This window comes from Streptomyces radicis (assembly GCF_003626575.1).
In the GTDB taxonomy this organism is placed as follows: domain Bacteria; phylum Actinomycetota; class Actinomycetes; order Streptomycetales; family Streptomycetaceae; genus Streptomyces; species Streptomyces radicis.
In genome coordinates, this window is the sequence record NZ_RBDY01000034.1 from 1 (window position 1) to 16,527 (window position 16,527).

A 16,527-nucleotide genomic window follows, 5' to 3' on the forward strand; every position below is an offset into this window, starting at 1 on the left:
GCAAACGCCTTCATTCGGCCGTGGGTTACCGCCCTCCACGCGAAGTCCACGCCGAGTACCATCAGTTGCGCATCGCCGCATGAAACGAACGACCAGCCCCCTGTCCGAAAAGCAGAGGGCCCCTCACCCCTCGACATCCACCCCCTGCTGCCCGAACTCACCCGCACCCACCACCGACACCGGCGCCTGGCCCGCCACCCCGGCACCGCCCTCACCTGGGCCCGCACCATCACCACCCGCCGGTACGACCACCACCAACACCTCAACAGACGCTGGCAGACACGCCTACACCACCTCGCCACGATCAACCCGCGTCTGCTCCACAGCAGCACCGCCTCCCCAGCACTGACCTGCAGAACCCTGATCACCTACCCGGAAACCATCACCCTCGCCACGGCCCTGACCCGCATCCCCCACCACGACCTTTCCCCCACCGGCCACACCAACTTCCTCCACCACCTCGCCCAGCGACTCGGACTCCCCCGACTCGCACCCGCTACCCACGACCCCCTCTGGGCACGCCTCAACACCCCCAGAACCCCACCAAGACACCCCACTTGCCTTACGACGCACACCCACACCAACAACAAACCCAAGATCAATCCCACCCAACCCACACCCCCGCACAAACCAGCAGGTCACAGCACCCCTGCCCTACCACCCAGAATCGCCAAAACACCGCGCACACCAAACAAGAACCCCGACACCTACCTCACAATCCCAAAGAACCCGCAAAACCCAAGGACAAAAACAAGACCACACAGCAACTACAGCACCACACCACAACCCCTGCCACGACAACGCCACCGGCCCGGAACAACAGCCCGGGCCACTCACCCCGAAGACGAACCACAACCCCCGGGCAAATACGAAATCCCACAACAACCACCACACTCCAAATCGATCACCACACTTGCAGCTCGCCCCCAGAACAACACCACACCACAGCCAAAAGACCCCGAAACGACCACCGCACCCACAGACCAGGAACACCACCCACCCAACAACCAACAACCAACAACACCACACGACCCACAAGATCCCGCACAGCACCTTGCGGTTTCCCAGCGCCTTCCGGCCCGGATGTCGATGCCGCCGCTGCCGCGCAGGAAGCAGCGGCTCGATCCGCGCCCACAACTCATCGTCAGCCACCAACGGTTGAGGATCACGCTTCCTCACACCCGGCCGAGGACACAACCAAGCGGCATTCCGTTAGGAGCTCTTACTCGCGGGCCTGTTCCGGGGGGAGGTCCGGTTCTGATTGGGGGGTGAAGCGTGGTGCCGTCGGGGGTTCTTCGGGGTCGCAGAATGCTGCTTCCAGGGTGTTGCCGAGTGCGGTGTTGACGGTGCCGTTGTTGGAGGCGTTGGCCGTGGCGGTGAGGCTGCGGTCGCCGTCCTCGGTGGTGAACGCGTAGGTGTAGTAGCCCTGCACCGTGCCGGTGTGTCCGTAGACCGAGAGCTCGCAGGACAGGTCGTAACGCCGCAGGCCGAGGCCGTAGAAGCGGGTGCCTGTGGTGTCGGTGGGGGCCATGGTGAGCATCGCGTCCAGCTCGTCGGGGCCGAGGAGCTCTCCGTCGAGGAGGGCGGTGAGGAATCGGTTGAGGTCGGCGGGGGTGGAGTACAGGGCGCCCGCCGACTGGGCCCAGGAGACGGTCTGTTCGGTGGAGTCGACGAGGGGGGCGTCGGCTTCGTCGGGGGTGAGGTGTCCGTCGATGTGGGGGCCGGGAAGGGCCGGGTCGGGGTGGACGTATCCGGTGTCGGCCAGGCCGAGGGGGGTGATGACGCGTTCCTGGTAGGCCTCGTTGAGGGACTGGCCGGTGAGGTGCTCGATCAGGATGCCCGCGACGACGAAGTTGGCGTTGGAGTAGGCGTAGGCCGAGCCGGGCTCGACGGTCAGGGGCTGGGTGAGGGAGAGGTCGACCAGCTCCTGGAGGGTGAAGACCTTGTCGCGCACGGCTTCGAAGCCTGGGACGGTCTGCGCGAACATGTCGTTGCTGTAGTCCCACAGGCCGCTGCGGTGGCTGAGGATGTGGCGGAGGGTGATCCGGTCGTCGGGCAGGAGCCCGGGGAGGTGGGCGTTGACCGGGTCGTCGAGGTCGGCCGCGCCTTCGCCGATCAGCTGGAGCAGGACGACGGCCGTGAACGTCTTGGTGACGCTTCCGACGCGGAAGCGGTGGTCGGTGTCCATCGGGAGGCCGGTGTCGAGGGAGCGTTCGCCGGCCTCCTCGGTGACGGTGCCCTCGGGTCCGTCGTAGCGTGCCATCGCCCCGGGGGCGCCCTGGGCCGTGGCGTCGAGGAGCGCTTCGCGGATTCCTTCGGCGTCGACCGTGGGGTCGGGGGCGGCCGTGGAGGTGGGGGCCCAGATGGTGAACGAGGAGAGCAGCGCGACGCCGGCCACGGCCGCTCGTCCGCTGGTGGGGAGCCTCATCGGATCAACTCTCAAGCTTCGGCTGTGTGTTACCGCACCCAGCCTAGGGGTACGGCCGCGGGCCGTCGGCACCCCGGTGTCCATGAGGGCCGTATGGTTCGATCCCCCTTCGCCCCCCCGCCGACCCCGGTGTCGCGATGCTTCGCGATCGCCATGCTGCCGCCGCCGCGGGTGAGCGCGTCGACGTCTGGCTCACCACGACCTCCGACTCCGGCGGCCGCGACATCACCCGGGGCCTGCGACAGCGGGCCCCGCTCGCGTTCGGGGGAACGGGCCCGTCCGCGGTGTCAGAGGGCGGCCAGGGCGTCGATCTCCACCAGCATGGCCTCGTGGGGCAGTTCGACGAAGATGGTGGTGCGGCAGGGCAGGACGCCGCTGGGGCAGTGTTCGGTGACGAACTCGGCGTATGCCTCGTTCATGGCGGCGAAGTCGGAGCGCCGGGTGAGGTAGACGCGGAGCATCAGCACGTCCTCGATGTCCGCGCCGCCCGCGGTGAGGACGGCTCGGACGTTCTCGAGGGTGCGGCGGGTCTGGGCGCGGACGTCGCCGGGGTGCACGTAGGCGCCGGTGGCGGGGTCCTGGGGGCCCTGGCCCGAGACCTGGAGGAGCGGGCCCTTGCGGATTCCCTGGGAGAAGACCCAGGCGGGGGCGGGTGCCTCCGCGGTGCGGATCTGTACCTTGTCACCCACGGTGTCACTCACGACGGCTCCCCTTCCTCGGGCGTGATCAGCAGTATCCACCACGGGGGTCGGCGGCGGAGCGGCGGGAGAGCGAGGGGTGCGGGCGATGGCGGATCTGGTGTTCCGGGGCGCGACGGTGGTGGACGGGACGGGGGCGCCCGGTTTCGTGGGTGATGTGACCGTGTCGGCTGGGCGTTTCGTCGAGGTCGGCGGGCGGGGGCTGACGGGGCGGCGGGTGGTGGACGCGGCGGGGCTGGTGCTCTGTCCTGGGTTCGTCGACATGCACGCGCACTCCGATCTGGCGCTGCTGACCGATCCCGAGCATGTGGCGAAGGTGAGCCAGGGGGTGACATGCGAGGTGCTGGGGCAGGACGGGCTGTCGTACGCGCCGGTCGACGAGGTGACGCTGCCGCAGGTGCGGCAGGCGATCGCGGGGTGGAACGGGGATCCGCCGGGGTTCGACTGGGACTGGCGGGGCGTGGGCGAGTATCTGGACCGGCTGGATCGGGGGATCGCGGTCAACGCCTGTTACCTGGTGCCGCAGGGGTCGGTGCGGATGCTGGTGATGGGGTGGGAGAACCGGCCGCCGACCGCCGCGGAGCTGGATCGGCAGCGGGAGTGGGTGGCGGCGGGGATGCGGGAGGGGGCGGTGGGGATGTCGAGCGGGCTGACGTATGTGCCGGGGATGTACGCGTCGGACGGGGAGCTGGTGGAGCTGTGCCGGGTGGTGGCGGGGTTCGGTGGCTTCTACGCGCCGCATCACCGCTCGTACGGGGCGGGGGCGTTGGAGGCTTATGCGGCGATGATCGAGGTGGCGCGGCGTTCGGGGTGTGCGCTGCATCTGGCGCACGCGACGTTGAACTTCGGGGTCAACCGGGGGCGGGCTCCCGAGCTGCTGGCGCTGCTGGACGCGGCGTTGGCGGAGGGGCTCGATCTGACGCTCGACACGTATCCGTATCTGCCGGGGTCGACGACGCTGGCGGCGCTGTTGCCGAGTTGGGCGGCGGAGGGGGGTCCTGAGGCGACGCTGGCGCGGCTGCGGGATCCGGCGGCGCTGGGGCGGATCCGGCGGGTGCTGGAGCGGGAGGGGTCGGACGGGTGCCATGGCGTTCCGGTGGAGTGGGAGACGGTCCGGATCGCGGGCTCGCGGGACCGGGGGGCGGTGGGCAGGACGGTGGCGGAGCTGGCGGTGGCGTCGGGGCGGGCGCCGTTCGAGGTGTGCCGGGGGCTGCTGCTGGGTGACGGGCTGTCGACGACGATCACGCAGCTGGTGGGGAACGAGGAGAACGTGCGGGCGATCATGCGGCATCCGGCGCACACGGGGGGCAGCGACGGGCTGTTGGGGGTGGAGCGGCCGCATCCGCGGGCGTGGGGGACGTTTCCCCGGTATCTGGGGCACTACGTACGGGAGTTGGGGGTGCTGGGTCTTGAGGAGTGCGTGGCGCGGCTGACGGGGCGTCCGGCGCGGCGGCTGGGTCTGGTGGGGCGGGGGCGGGTGGCGCCGGGGTATCACGCGGATCTGGTGCTGTTCGATCCGGAGACGGTGAGCGACCGGGCGACGTTCGATGAGCCGCGGCGTACGCCCGTGGGGATTCCGCGGGTGTATGTGGGGGGTGTGGCGGTGGTGGCCGAGGGGCGGCACACGGGCGCGCTGGTGGGGCGGGCGTTGCGCCGGACGGCGGAGGGGACGCAGTGAGGGGCGGGGTGGGGTCGGTGGTCAGCGCATGCGGCGGTGGCTCCAGTAGAGGAGGCCGGCGAGGATCACCCCGGAGGCGATGAGGCCTGAGCCGGTGCTCCAGTTGGAGAAGGGGAGGTCGGGGAGCAGGCCCCACATGATGCCGCCCGCGATGAGGGCGAGGGCCACCAGGGCGGAGCCCGCCAGCCGCCAAGGCGAGGAGACGCTGTCCTCGGCTGCCCGCATGGCCCGGGCCTCGACCATCTCGACGTAGCGGGCGAGTCCGGGGAACTCGCTGGCGAGGACGACCAGGCCCGCGAGGATCAGGAGCAGCCCTGGGCCCGGGAGGACCAGCAGGGCGGCGCCGACCAGGAGGAGAACGCCTCCGACGGCCAGTACCAGTGCGCGTCTGAACGGCTTCCCGAATGCCATACCGATCCTCTCGCCCAGCCCCGTGATGTGTGGTTTTCACCGTAATCGCGCGGGGGGTCCGAGGCGGGCGGCGCTCCCCCGCGTCGTTCGTTCGGGGGGCTTCGGGGCGCTTCGGAGGGCGGGGCCGGGGTGGACGGCCCGCTCGCGGCCCTTGGCCGGGGTGCTATCGGGGGGTGGGGCTGATCAGGAGCATCGCGACGTCGTCGCCGCCGATCTCGCCGTGTGGGGATGCCTCGAGCAGGGTGTCGGCCAGGGTCTCGAGGGGCTGGTCCCCGTGGCGTTCGAGGTGGTCGGCCATGTCGCTGATCGAGAGGCCGAGGTCGACGCCGGGGCGTTCGACCAGTCCGTCGGTGTAGAGGAGGAGGACGGCGCCGGGTGGGAGGGCGACCTCGGCCGTCGGGTAGCCGGCCGCGGGGTCGATGCCGAGCAGTGGGCCCGGGGGGACGGCGATGACGGAGACCTGGCCGTCGGTGCCGCGCAGCAGGGGTGGGGGGTGGCCGGCGGTGGCCAGGCAGGCGCGGTGGTTGCCGAGGTCGACGTGGGCGTAGAGGCAGCTGGTGAACAGGCCGGGGTCGAGGTCGGCGACCAGCCGGTTGCTGCGGGCGAGGACCTCGCCGGGTGCGGTGCCCGCGGTGGCGTGGACGGCCGTGCGGACCTGGCCCATGAGCGCGGCCGCGGTGACGTTGTGGCCCTGGACGTCGCCGATGGCGGCGGCGCAGGCGGTGCCGTCGAGGTCGATGAGGTCGTAGAAGTCGCCGCCGATCTCGACGCCGCGGGTGGCGGGCAGGTAGCGGGCGGCGACGTCGAGTCCGGCGATCTCGGGGAGGGTGCCGGGCAGCAGTCCGGACTGGAGGCGGCGAACGAGCTGGTGCTGGGCGTCGTAGAACAGCGCGCGGTCGAGGGCCTGGGCGACGAGGCCCGACAGGGAGGTGAGGAGGACGCGGTCCTCGGGTGGGAAGTCGCGCGGCCGGTCGTAGGCGAGGACGAAGCAGCCGACGGGGCGTCCTGAGGCGATCAGCGGCAGGTAGGCCCAGGCGGCCTTGCCGGTGAGGGTGGACATGCCCGCGTAGACGCGGTCCATCTCGTGGGGGTTGGCGTAGAACGTGGCTTCGCCGTCGTTGAGGGCGCGCGTCGCGGGGGTGGGGGCCGTTCGCAGGAGGGCGCCGTCGAGGCGGGCGATGGCCGCCTCGGGGTAGCCGCGGTGGCCGATGATGCGCAGCCTGCCGTTGTCGACGGCCAGGAGGGCGAGGCCTTGGGCGCCGAAGGCGGACATGATCGGGTTGATGGCGAAGTCGATGACGTCGTTGACCTCGACGGCCTGGGTGAGGACGGCGGCCAGCCGCATCAGGTGGTAGAGGGCGCCCACGCGGGTGGGCACGGACCTGCTCGGGAGGCCGCCCGGGGTCTCCCCGGCGGAGATGGCGGGGGCGCCGGCCGTGGCGCCCGCGGGGACCTCGGCGGGGACGATGCGGGCGCTGATGCCGCTGGCGTCGGGGTAGAGCTCGAACGTGAGCCAGCGGTCCGGGGGGCGCAGCGCGGTGAACGAGGCGGGGGTGCGGCTGAAGAGGACGCTGCGGTAGCGGTCCTCGAAGACGGGGTCGCTCAGCCAAGGCAGCGCTTCCCAGGGGAGGGCGCCGATGAGGTCGCGGGCGGGTTCGCCGACGAGTTCGGCGGCGGTGCGGGTGACGAAGGTGACCTTGCCCGAGAGGTTCATGGCCAGGCAGCCGCCGGGGAGCCGCTCGGCGAAGTCGGCGGCGGCGTGGGCCGCTTCCTGGCTGTGCCGGTGGCTTCTGCGGCGCAGGGCGACGCGGGGCTGGTCCTCGGGTCGGACGGGTTCGCCGCGTCGGGTGGCTTCCTCGAGGGCGGCGATGAGGCGTTCCCCGGCGGCGTGGGTGGCCTCGCGTTCGCCCGGGGTCATCTGGGGCGGGTGGTCGCCGGGGAAGAGGAGCAGGAGGACGCCCCAGGTCTCGTCGCCGCGGATGAGGGGGAGGTCGGCGAGGGCGAAGGCGTACGGTGCGGCGACGGCGGATTCGGGGTAGTGGCGGGCGAGGTCCCCGACGGCGGTCCAGAGCAGGTGTCGTTCGCGCAGGCACCGGGCGGTGGGGATGTCGGCGTCGAGCCAGATCCGGGCCCAGGGGGCGGTGAACTCCCGGGGGAGGCCGGTGATCACGGCGAGCCAGAGGGTGCGTTCACCCGGGGGCAGGAGGAAGATCGCTCCGCCGTAGGCGCCGCTCTCGGAGACTGCCTGGCGGAGCAGGGGGTCGAGCACGGCGAGTCCGGATTGCTGCGCTTTCTGCATGAAAGTGCATTATGGCCGGTCAGCCGCGGGAGTGCAGGGAGGCGAGGTAGGCGTTGTAGTCGGCGAGGTCGCGGTCGCCGGTGCGGTCGGCGGCGCGGTCGGTGCGGCGGGCGGTGCGCTGCTCGGAGAAGTACCACTGGACGACCAGGGCGAGCAGCACGACGACGGTGGGGATCTCGCTGAACGCCCAGGCCATGCCGCCGGCGGCCTCCTGGTCCTCGACGGCGTGGACGCCGAGGGAGGCGGACGGGGAGGCGAACGTGTCGACCATGGGCTCGGTGGCCATCATCAGCGCGATGCCGAAGAAGGCGTGGAACGGCATGGTGGCGAACAGCTCGAGCATCCGCATCAGGTGGCCCGCGCGGTGGGGGCCCGGGTCGATGCCCATGATGGGCCAGAAGAACACCAGGCCGACCGCGAGGAAGTGCAGCATCATCGCCAGGTGGCCGACGCGGCTGCCCATGAGGAAGTCGAACAGGGGCGTGAAGTAGAGGCCGTAGAGGCTGGCGATGAAGAGGGGGATGGTGAACAGCGGGCTGCTGACCACGCGTGCCCAGCGGCTGTGCAGCACGGCGACGAGCAGCTCCCGCGGGCCGTGTCCGCCGCGTCCCGCGGTGGGCAGCGCCCGCAGGGCCAGCGTGATGGGGGCGCCGAGGAGCAGCAGCAGCGGGGAGACCATGCTGATCACCATGTGCTGCGTCATGTGGGCGCTGAACAGGACCATGCCGTAGTCGTTGAGCCCGGTGCAGGTGACGGCGACGACGGTCAGCAGGCCGAGGGCGAACGCGAGGGTGCGCCCGATGGGCCAGGCGTCGCCCCGGCCGCGGAGCCGCAGGACGCCCCAGGCGTAGAGGGCGAGCACGGCGAGGCTGCCGATGAGGAAGACGGGGTCGGGGCTGAACTCCAGGGCCCGTCCGAGGGTGAACGGGGGGAGGTCGGTGCCGGCGCCGTGTCCGTCGTGGTCCATGGTCTTCGTTCCGTGGGGCTTCCGTGGGGAGGCGTGGGGCCGCGGGTCAGGCGGCTGCCTGGGTTGCGGCGGCGATCCGCTCGGTGCGCAGCGCCTCGTACCAGCGGTCGTCGACCGGGGGGAGGGCGTTGACGTCGAGGGTCAGCTTGAGGAGCAGGTCGGCGATCTGGGGGTTCCTGGCGAGGACCGGGCCGTGCATGTAGGTGCCGAAGACGGTGCCGGCCCAGGCGCCCTCGGTGCCGTCGCCCGTGCCGTTCCCGTTGCCGAGGCGGACGCGGGCGAGCGGGCGGACGCCGGGGCCGAGCTGGGTGATGCCCTGGTGGTTCTCGAAGCCGGTGAGCTGGGGCAGGCGCAGGGCCTCGTCGATGTCGGCGAGGACGTCGCCGACGCAGCGCTCGCCGGTGCCGCGGACGCTGACGACGTCGAGGAGACCGAGGCCCGGCTCGCGCTGGCCGAGGTCGTTGACGAACTCGTGGCCGAGGATCTGGTATCCGGCGCAGACGGAGAAGATGATCGCGCCGTTGTCCACGGCGCGGTGCAGGCCGCCGTCGCGGCGCAGGCGCTCGGCGGCGAGCCGCTGGGGGCGGTCCTCGCCGCCGCCGACCAGGTAGATGTCGCCCGAGGTGGGGATGGGCTGGTCGGAGCGGACGTCGACGCGTTCGACGGTGAGGCCACGCTGCCGGGCGCGGCGCTCGACGACGAGGACGTTGCCCTGGTCGCCGTAGGTGCTCAGCAGGTCGGGGTAGACCCAGACGACGCGGAGGCCGGAGCTGCTCATGGGGTGTCGTCCTCGATTCAGTTGCCGACGGCGCGGCGGAGGTCCTGGAAGGCGGTGTAGTTGGCGATGGCCTCGATGCGGCCGGGCGGCAGCGTCTGGAGCGCCTCGGTGAGGCTCTCGCAGACGCGGAAGTCGACGCCGGCGACCTCGAGTCGGACGGCCAGGTCGAGGCGGCGGTCGCCGATGACGGCGATGGGGTGGCCGATCAGGCGTCCGTAGTCGACGTCCCAGAGCCAGGAGGTGTCGGTGCCGTCGGCGCCGCGGGCGTTGACGGAGAGGATGACGGGGGTGGGCGGCGGGTCGATGAGGGAGAACGTCTCGAGCCAGCCCGCGGGGTTCTTGGCCAGGAGCAGCCTGATGTCGCGGCCGCGGTGGCTGACGACGTCGTAGCGTCCGGCGACGGCGGCGACCGACTGCATGCGTTCGAGGGCGATGTGCGGGGGGATGCCGAACGCGGCGGCGGTGGCGGCCGCGGTGGCGGCGTTCGCCTTGTTGGCCCGGCCGGGGAGCTGGAGGCGGATGGGCCAGGCGGAGCCGTTCGGGTCGATGACGGTGTCGCCGGAGAGGACCCAGCTGGGCACGGGGCGGCCGAAGCCGCAGTCGCCGCAGGTCCAGGTGGTGTCGTCGGGGCGGTGGAGCACGCCGCCGCAGGACGGACAGGACCAGGCGTCGTCCTTCCACTCCTGACCGGCCGCCACCCAGACGACGTCGGGGCTGGACGAGGCGGCCCAGACGACGAGGGGGTCGTCGGCGTTGGCGATGACGGTGGCCTTGCTGCCCTGGAGTCCCTCGCGCCAGCGCTCGGCGAGCATGCGGGTCTCGGCGGCGCGGTCGAGCTGGTCGCGCGAGAGGTTGAGCAGGGCGATGGCCTTGGGGGTGACGTCGCGGGCGACGCCCGCGAGGTACTTCTCGTCGACCTCGATGACGCCGAAGCGGGCGGTCGCGCCTCCGGAGAGCGCGGAGGTGATGCCGGCGGGCATGTTGGCGCCGAGGGCGTTGGAGACGACCTCGCCTCCGGCGCGCAGGGCCTCGGCGATGAGGCGGGTGGTGGTGGTCTTGCCGTTGGTCGCGGAGACCAGGACGACGTCCAGGTGTCCGGCGAGCCGGGAGAGCAGCTCGGGGTCCACCTTGAGGGCCACCTTGCCGCCGATCACCGAACCGCTGCCGCGGCCCGCGGCCCGCGACACGGCGGCCGCCGCCTTGCCGGCCGTCACGGCCAGCCTCGCCCGCGCCGACAGCGGCTGCGCGCTCTCTGTCATCGTCCTTGTTCCTCCTCGCCCTTGGCCTGGTGCCCAGCCTATCGAGGTCCTGCGCGGGTCCCGCACCGCGTCGGGTCTCGCGCTCGGCGGGGGCGGAGCTTTCCGCCATATGCACTTGTCAGGATAAAAACTACTGTTTGTGCGTTTTAGAGTGCTCGCGGGGAATGCCGCTCGGTCGTTCCATCCGTTTCGGGAGTGCTCATGGTCTTGTCCATTTCGGGGGTCGTCCTGCTCGGTGTCGTCGTCTTCGTGTTCTTCCGCAAGGACGGCCTGAAGCTGTCGCACGCGGCGGTGTGCTCGTTGTTCGGGTTCTATCTGGCGGGGACGGCGGTGGCCCCGAGCATCCAGGCGGGTGGGGCGAGCATCGCCCAACTGCTGGGCGGGATCAGCCTGTAGCGCCATGACTGCGGCGAGGGTCGTCTTCCGCGGGTTCGCGCGGCTGGCCGGGGGTGCCCGGCGGAGGTGGGGGCGGCTGCCCGGGGAACGGCGGCTGCCCGCGGCGGCGGGGGTGGCCGCCGCGGCGCTGCTGGTGGCGGTGGTGCCGTTCGGGCCCGCGGTGTGCGTGGGGGTGCTGCTGGTCGCCGCGGTGTGGGCGGGGCGGGGCGAGGAGGGTCCTGAGCCGGTGGGCGAGCCGGACGTGGAGGCGCGGCTCGCGATGGTGTACGAGGCGCTGGTGCCGTTCTTCGCGTCGGCGGCCGATCCGTCGCCCGAGCCGCTGTACGTGTACGGCGGGGCGTGGGAGCGGTGTTTCACGTCGGTGGCGTTCGGGGGTGACGGGCGGCTGGCGCGGCTGCGGCTGCGGTATCCGGCGTTCTTCCCTGACGGCGACGAGGAGTGCCGGGGGCGGGTGGAGCGGCTGCTGGCCGGGAAGGCGGGGCGGGAGCGGGAGTTCAGGTTCCGGTGGGACGAGGAGCGCGGCGAGCTGGAGATGGTGGTGCTCGGGCCGTTGCCCACGGGGATCGGCGCGCAGCGGTTCGTGACGGGGCCGGGGGAGGTGGTGCTGGGGTTCACGGATCCGGATGTGGTGGACCGTACGGTGCCGGTGCTCGCGGGTCCTGACTACGCGGCGCGGGTGAACGCGGCGCCGGTGGTGTGGCGCACGGGGGTGCGGGCGGCGCACGCGCACCTGCTCGCGGTGGCGCTGCCGGGGGCGGGGGCGACGTCGCTGCTGCGGTCGCTGGCGTTGCAGGCGTTGGACGAGGGGGATGTGCTGTTGGTGGACGGGTGCGGGGCGGGGGGTTTCGGGTGCTTCGCGGGGCGGGCTGGGGTGGTGGCGGCGGAGTCGTCGCCGGGTGGGGCGGTGGCGGCGCTGGAGTGGGCGGCCCGTGAGACGGAACGTCGGCTGCTCGCGGGTGGGGACGGGGTGGTGCGGCCGTTGTGGATCGTGGTGGACCGGCCGGGGCTGCTGCGGCATCTGGCGCGGGTGGAGGGGTTGCGGGATCCGTTGGCGCTGCTCGACGTTCCGCTGCGGTTCGGGCGGGCGGGGCGGGTGACGGTGGCGCTGGCCGAGCAGTTCGAGGGGCTTGCGGCGTTGGGCGGGGCCGTTCCGGTGTGCGCGCGGGCGCGGGTGGTGCTGGGGGCGGTGTCGGGTGAGCAGGCGGGCGCGGTGCTCGGGGTGGCGCCGCGGGTGATGCCGTCGGGGTGGGCGCCGCCGGGGCGGGGGTTCGCGCGGCTGGGGACGGGGCCCGTGCTGCGGTTGCAGGTGCCGGCGACCCCCGATCCGGGGGACGCGGCGACGGACGAGATGCTGCGGCGCGCGGTGTTGGCGCTGCTGCCGCAGCGGGCGGGGGCGGTGGCGCCGCGCGGGGGCGGGGACTGAACGGTCGGGGCGTTCGGGGGCCGGGTCGGGGTGGGGGTCGGGGTGGGTCAGGCGGTGGCGAGGGCGCTGAGGGGGTCGTCGAGGACGGGCTGCCAGGCGAGCTCGGCGGCGCCGACCAGGCTGTTGTGGTCGAGGGTGCAGGGCTCGATGGGGACGGCGCCGCTCCTCCCCCACAGGCTTCGTTCCTCCACGACCGCGCGCAGCCGGTCGGGGTCGGCGGCCAGCAGCCAGCGGTGCAGGCCGCCGAGGATGATGCGGTCGGGGTTGAGGATGTTGACGAGTCCGGCGAGGCCGAGGCCGAGGCGGTCGATGACGGTGGCGGTGGCGTCGCGGACGGCGGGGTCGGTGGCGTGCTCGCCGGTGAGCAGGTCCTGGGCCTGGGCCAGGAGGGATCCCGCGGGTCCTGGGGCGCGGCCCGCGGCCTCGAGGAGGGCGAGCGGGTCGGTCTCGACGTCGAGGCAGCCGCGGCTTCCGCAGTGGCAGGGGCGGCCGCCGGGGTCGACGGTCAGGTGGCCGACCTCGAGGGCGAGTCCCGCGCTGCCGCTGTGCAGGCGGCCTTCGAGGACGAGGGCGCCGCCGACGCCGCGGTGGCCGGTGGCGACGCACAGCAGGTGCGCGGCGCCGTGGCCCGCGCCGTGGCGGTGCTCGGCGAGGGCGGCGAGGTTGATGTCGTTGCCGCAGTGGCCGGTGACGTCGAGGCCCGCGGCGGCGAGGCAGTCGTTGAAGATGTCGCGGACGGGGGCGCCGGCGGGCCAGGCGAGGTGGAGGGGGTTGAGCGCGGTGCCCTCGGGCTCGGCGACGGCCGAGGGGACGGCGAGCCCGGCGCCGACGCAGCGGCGGCCGGTGTCGCGCAGCAGGCCCGCGCCCGCGGCGACCACCTCGCCGAGGACCTGGGCGGGGTCGGCGTCGACGGTCACGCAGCCGGGGGCGGTGGCGACGATGCGGCCGCCGAGGCCGACGAGGGCGGCGCGGAAGCCGTCGGCGTGCACCTGGGCGGCGAGGGCGACGGGGCCGTCGGCGGCGACGGACAGCCGGTGGGAGGGGCGGCCCTGGCTGCCGGGGGCGGCGCTGGGCCTGGAGTCGACGGTGATGAGGCCGAGGGTCTGCAACTCGCCGGCGACGGCGCCCGCCGTGGCCCGGGTGACGCCGAGTTCGGTGGTGAGGACGGCGCGGGTGGGGGCGCGCCCTGTGTGCACGAGTTCGAGCGCGGGGCCGAGGGCGTTCCGGCCTCTGTCGAGCCTGGTCCGGGGGGAGGTCACCCGCCTATTCTGGCTTTGTGTCTCCAATAAACAAATTGCGGGCGGCCCTGGTGCCCGGCCCGCGGCGCGCGAGCGGGCCCCAACCGCCGGACGGCGCCGGGTCGTTGCGCGGGTCGCGAGGGGCGCTGACGGCGTTCTTCGCGCTCGGCGGCTTCGTGTTCGGGGGGTGGGTGGTGCGCATCCCCGACATCAAGGACCAGACGGGGGCGTCGTCGAGCGCGCTCGGGCTGGCGCTCCTGGGCGTGTCGGCGGGCGCGGTGGTGACGATGACGCTGGTCGGGCTGCTGTGCCAGCGGTACGGCAACCACCCGGTGGCCGTCGTGGCGGGCACGCTGCTGGCGCTGAGCGTGGCGCTGCCGCCGCACACGCAGTCGGCGGCGACGCTGGGGGCGGTGCTGCTGGTGTTCGGCACGGCGTTCGGCGCGATGAACGTGGCCGTGAACAGCGCCGCGGTGGACATGGTCGCGGCGTTGCGGAGACCGGTGATGCCCGGCTTCCACGCGGGGTTCAGCCTGGGCGGCATGCTGGGCGCGGGGCTGGGCGGGCTGGTGGCCGAACACCTCAGCGCCGCCTGGCACCTGGCGTTCCTTGCGGCCATCGGGGTGGGGATCGCCACGGTGGCGGGGTGGGTGCTGCTGACGCGTCCCGCGCCCGCGTCCGTGCTCAGGGGGCGTGCGGGCGGCGGGGAGAACGGCGGGGACGCGGACGAGGCGCCGCGCGGCCGGACGCGGTGGGTGGTGGCGGTGCTCGGCTTCGTCGCGCTGTGCACGGCCTACGGAGAGGGCGCGCTCGCGGACTGGAGCGCGCTGCACCTGCGGGAGTCGCTCGACGCGAGCGCCGGGGTGGCCGGCGCGGGGTACGCGGTGTTCGCGCTGGCGATGACGGTGGGTCGGCTGACGGGCACGGCGACGCTGCGGCGGCTCGGGCAGGAGCGGACGCTGATGGCCGGTGGCGCGACGGCGGCGGGCGGGATGGTGCTGGCGTCGCTCGCGCCCACCGTGTGGCTGGCGCTCCTCGGGTTCGTGGTGACGGGGCTCGGCCTGGCCAACATCTTCCCCGTCGCCATCGGGCAGGCCGGGGCGCTCGCCGGGCCGCGCGGCGTCGCGGCCGCCTCGACCCTGGGTTACGGCGGGCTGCTGCTCGGCCCGGTGGCGATCGGGTTCCTCGCGGACTGGTTCTCGCTGCCCGCGGCGATGACCACCGTGGCGCTGCTCTCCGCGGTGGCCACGGTGACCGTGTGGGCGCTGCGCGGGGCGCTGAGGCCGCAGGCTGGCGCCGTACGCTGAGGGCCATGAGGACCAGGCCCGAGGATGTCGGGGACGAGGAACTGGCCGCCGCTGTACGGGAGTCGTGGGGGTGGTCACCCGCCGCGGTGCGCCATGCGCCGGTCGGCTTCGGCGACCACCACTGGGTGGCCGACGACGCCGCGGGCGGGCGCCGGTTCGTCACGGTGACGGACCTGGGGCGGCGGGGTGCGGAGGCCGCGGCGGCCGGGTTCGCGGGGCTGCGGGCGGCGTTGGAGACCGCCGTGGCGCTGGCGGCGGACGGCGGCCTCGACTGCGTGGTCGCCCCGCTGCCGACCGGGCGTGGCGAGGCGGTGCGGCGGTGGGGCGAGCGGTACGCGCTGTCCGTCTTCCCGTTCGTCGACGGCGTCGCCGGGGACTTCGGCGACGCGGTGCCGACGGGCGAACGGGTCGCGCTGGCCCGGCTGTTGGCCGAGCTGCACCGGGCGACGCCCGCCGTGCCGGACGCGCCGGCGCACGACGTGGCCCTCGCCGGACGCGACGTGGTCGTGTCGGCGCTCGACGAGCTGGGCGCGGCCTGGTCCGGCGGCCCCTTCGCCGAGCCCGCGCGCGAGCTGCTGGCCTGGTACGGCGCGGGGGTGCTGCGCGACGTGCTGGCGTGGTTCGACGAGCTGGCCGCGCGCGTCCTCGCCGACGGCGGGGCGCCGGTGGTCACGCACGGCGAGCCGCACCCGGGGAATGTGCTGCGGGCGGGCGGGCGGCGCCACCTGGTGGACTGGGACACCGTGGGGCTCGCGCCGCCCGAGCGCGACCTGTGGCTGGCGACGGCCGGGGACCCGGCGGCGCTCGACGCGTACGCGGCGGCCTCGGGGCGGGAGCCGTCGGCCGAGGCACTCTCGCTGTACCGGCTGCGCTGGGACCTGGACGATCTCGCCACGTTCCTGGGCGAGTTCCGCGGCCCGCACCGGCGCACGCCCGACACCGGGATCGCGTGGGACGGCCTCGCGGGCGCGGTGGAACGGGCGGTGGCCGCGCTGCCGGGCACGGCCGGGCGGCGCGGCCGGTGAGCGGCGGCGGTCCGCTGGCGCGGGCGCTGCGCGAGCCGGGCGATCCGCCGCTGCGGCCGCTGCCCGGCGCGGTGGCCGGGCTGCTGGTCGAGCTGGCCGCGCCGCCGCGGCTGGCGGCGCATCTGCGGGCGGTGCACGACGTGGCCCACCAGCTGGTCGACTGGGTTCGACTCCGCCGTCCCGCGCTGCCGTTGGACCGGGAGGCGGTGCTGTTCGGCGCGGCCACGCACGACATCGGCAAGGTCGCGTGGGTGGCCGAGCTCTCCGGGCCAGGCGCCGCGCACGAGGAGGCCGGGCGGCGGCTCCTGCTGGAACGCGGGGTCGAGCCGCGTCTCGCGCGCTTCGCGGGGACGCACGCCGCGTGGGACCGGCCGGGGGTGGGGCTCGAGGACCTGCTGGTGAGCGTCGCGGACAAGGTCTGGAAGAACAAGCGCGTGCCCGACCTCGAGGACCGGCTGCTCGCGCTGCTCGTGGCCGCGGGCGGCGGGGAGCGGTGGGCGGAGTTCCTGGCGCTCGACGAGGAGTTGGAACGGATCGGCGCGGGGGCCGACGGGCGGCTGGCGTTCCAGGCGGCCTTCCCGGTGCGAACCTGACGGAACAGTCCGCCGGTTGGGCGTGAC

14 protein-coding genes and 1 pseudogene are annotated in these 16,527 nt (G+C 73.6%); 6 read left to right on the forward strand and 9 right to left on the reverse strand.

The features are described from left to right. Positions 1-1,026: 1,026 nt before the first annotated feature. The 3 genes and pseudogenes from D7318_RS34835 to D7318_RS27735 all read right to left on the reverse strand — a co-directional run. Positions 1,027-1,197, reverse strand: a pseudogene (locus D7318_RS34835) (transposase); the annotation flags it as partial. A gap of 25 nt (positions 1,198-1,222) precedes the next feature. Beyond that, entirely contained in the window at positions 1,223-2,428 is a 1,206-nt protein-coding gene (locus D7318_RS27730) for a serine hydrolase domain-containing protein (RefSeq protein ID WP_120699975.1), read from the reverse strand. Positions 2,429-2,715: 287 nt separating this feature from the next. Beyond that, positions 2,716-3,129, reverse strand: coding sequence for a RidA family protein (locus D7318_RS27735; protein WP_408055541.1), 414 nt, complete (start codon positions 3,127-3,129; stop codon positions 2,716-2,718). Between the two features lie 85 nt (positions 3,130-3,214). On the opposite strand from D7318_RS27735, the gene D7318_RS27740 reads away from it, so the two are divergent. Further along, positions 3,215-4,804, forward strand: a complete 1,590-nt coding sequence (locus D7318_RS27740; RefSeq protein WP_120700025.1) for an N-acyl-D-amino-acid deacylase family protein — start codon at positions 3,215-3,217, stop codon at positions 4,802-4,804. 21 nt (positions 4,805-4,825) lie between these two features. Here the strand turns inward: D7318_RS27740 and D7318_RS27745 are convergent, their stop codons facing one another. The 5 genes from D7318_RS27745 to D7318_RS27765 form a co-directional block, all read right to left on the reverse strand. Further along, positions 4,826-5,215, reverse strand: coding sequence for a PGPGW domain-containing protein (locus tag D7318_RS27745; RefSeq protein ID WP_120699976.1), 390 nt, complete (start codon positions 5,213-5,215; stop codon positions 4,826-4,828). Positions 5,216-5,378: 163 nt separating this feature from the next. After that, complete coding sequence (locus D7318_RS27750; protein ID WP_120699977.1) at positions 5,379-7,514, reverse strand: GAF domain-containing SpoIIE family protein phosphatase; 2,136 nt, start codon at positions 7,512-7,514, stop codon at positions 5,379-5,381. A 19-nt stretch (positions 7,515-7,533) separates the two neighbouring features. Beyond that, complete coding sequence (locus D7318_RS27755) at positions 7,534-8,481, reverse strand: cytochrome c oxidase assembly protein (RefSeq protein WP_120699978.1); 948 nt, start codon at positions 8,479-8,481, stop codon at positions 7,534-7,536. 46 nt (positions 8,482-8,527) lie between these two features. Continuing rightward, the gene (locus D7318_RS27760; RefSeq protein WP_120699979.1) at positions 8,528-9,259 is read right to left on the reverse strand and encodes a type 1 glutamine amidotransferase; all 732 of its coding nucleotides are present in this window, start codon (positions 9,257-9,259) and stop codon (positions 8,528-8,530) included. Positions 9,260-9,276: 17 nt separating this feature from the next. Next, positions 9,277-10,518: a MurT ligase domain-containing protein gene (locus tag D7318_RS27765; protein ID WP_120699980.1), complete on the reverse strand. Its 1,242-nt coding sequence runs from the start codon at positions 10,516-10,518 to the stop codon at positions 9,277-9,279. Positions 10,519-10,719: 201 nt separating this feature from the next. Here D7318_RS27765 and D7318_RS27770 point away from each other — a divergent pair, with 201 nt between their 5' ends. Together D7318_RS27770 and D7318_RS27775 are read left to right on the forward strand one after the other, a co-directional pair. After that, entirely contained in the window at positions 10,720-10,914 is a 195-nt protein-coding gene (locus D7318_RS27770) for a hypothetical protein (protein WP_120700026.1), read from the forward strand. Positions 10,915-10,918: 4 nt separating this feature from the next. Then, on the forward strand, positions 10,919-12,337 hold the full coding sequence (locus tag D7318_RS27775) for a hypothetical protein (protein WP_120699981.1): 1,419 nt from the start codon (positions 10,919-10,921) through the stop codon (positions 12,335-12,337). Between the two features lie 47 nt (positions 12,338-12,384). On the opposite strand, the gene D7318_RS27780 is transcribed toward D7318_RS27775, so the two are convergent. Further along, positions 12,385-13,596 carry an ROK family protein gene (locus D7318_RS27780; protein WP_183091638.1) on the reverse strand — a complete coding sequence of 404 codons (1,212 nt, stop codon included), beginning with the start codon at positions 13,594-13,596 and terminating at the stop codon, positions 12,385-12,387. 17 nt (positions 13,597-13,613) lie between these two features. On the opposite strand from D7318_RS27780, the gene D7318_RS27785 reads away from it, so the two are divergent. The 3 genes from D7318_RS27785 to D7318_RS27795 are packed head-to-tail and all read left to right on the forward strand — an operon-like array spanning position 13,614 to position 16,500. Continuing rightward, entirely contained in the window at positions 13,614-14,882 is a 1,269-nt protein-coding gene (locus D7318_RS27785) for an MFS transporter (protein ID WP_408055542.1), read from the forward strand. A 5-nt stretch (positions 14,883-14,887) separates the two neighbouring features. After that, positions 14,888-15,907: a phosphotransferase gene (locus D7318_RS27790; protein ID WP_120699983.1), complete on the forward strand. Its 1,020-nt coding sequence runs from the start codon at positions 14,888-14,890 to the stop codon at positions 15,905-15,907. Beyond that, complete coding sequence (locus tag D7318_RS27795) at positions 15,904-16,500, forward strand: HD domain-containing protein (RefSeq protein WP_230424142.1); 597 nt, start codon at positions 15,904-15,906, stop codon at positions 16,498-16,500. The genes D7318_RS27790 and D7318_RS27795 overlap by 4 nt, the downstream gene beginning before the upstream one ends. Positions 16,501-16,527 lie beyond the last annotated feature (27 nt).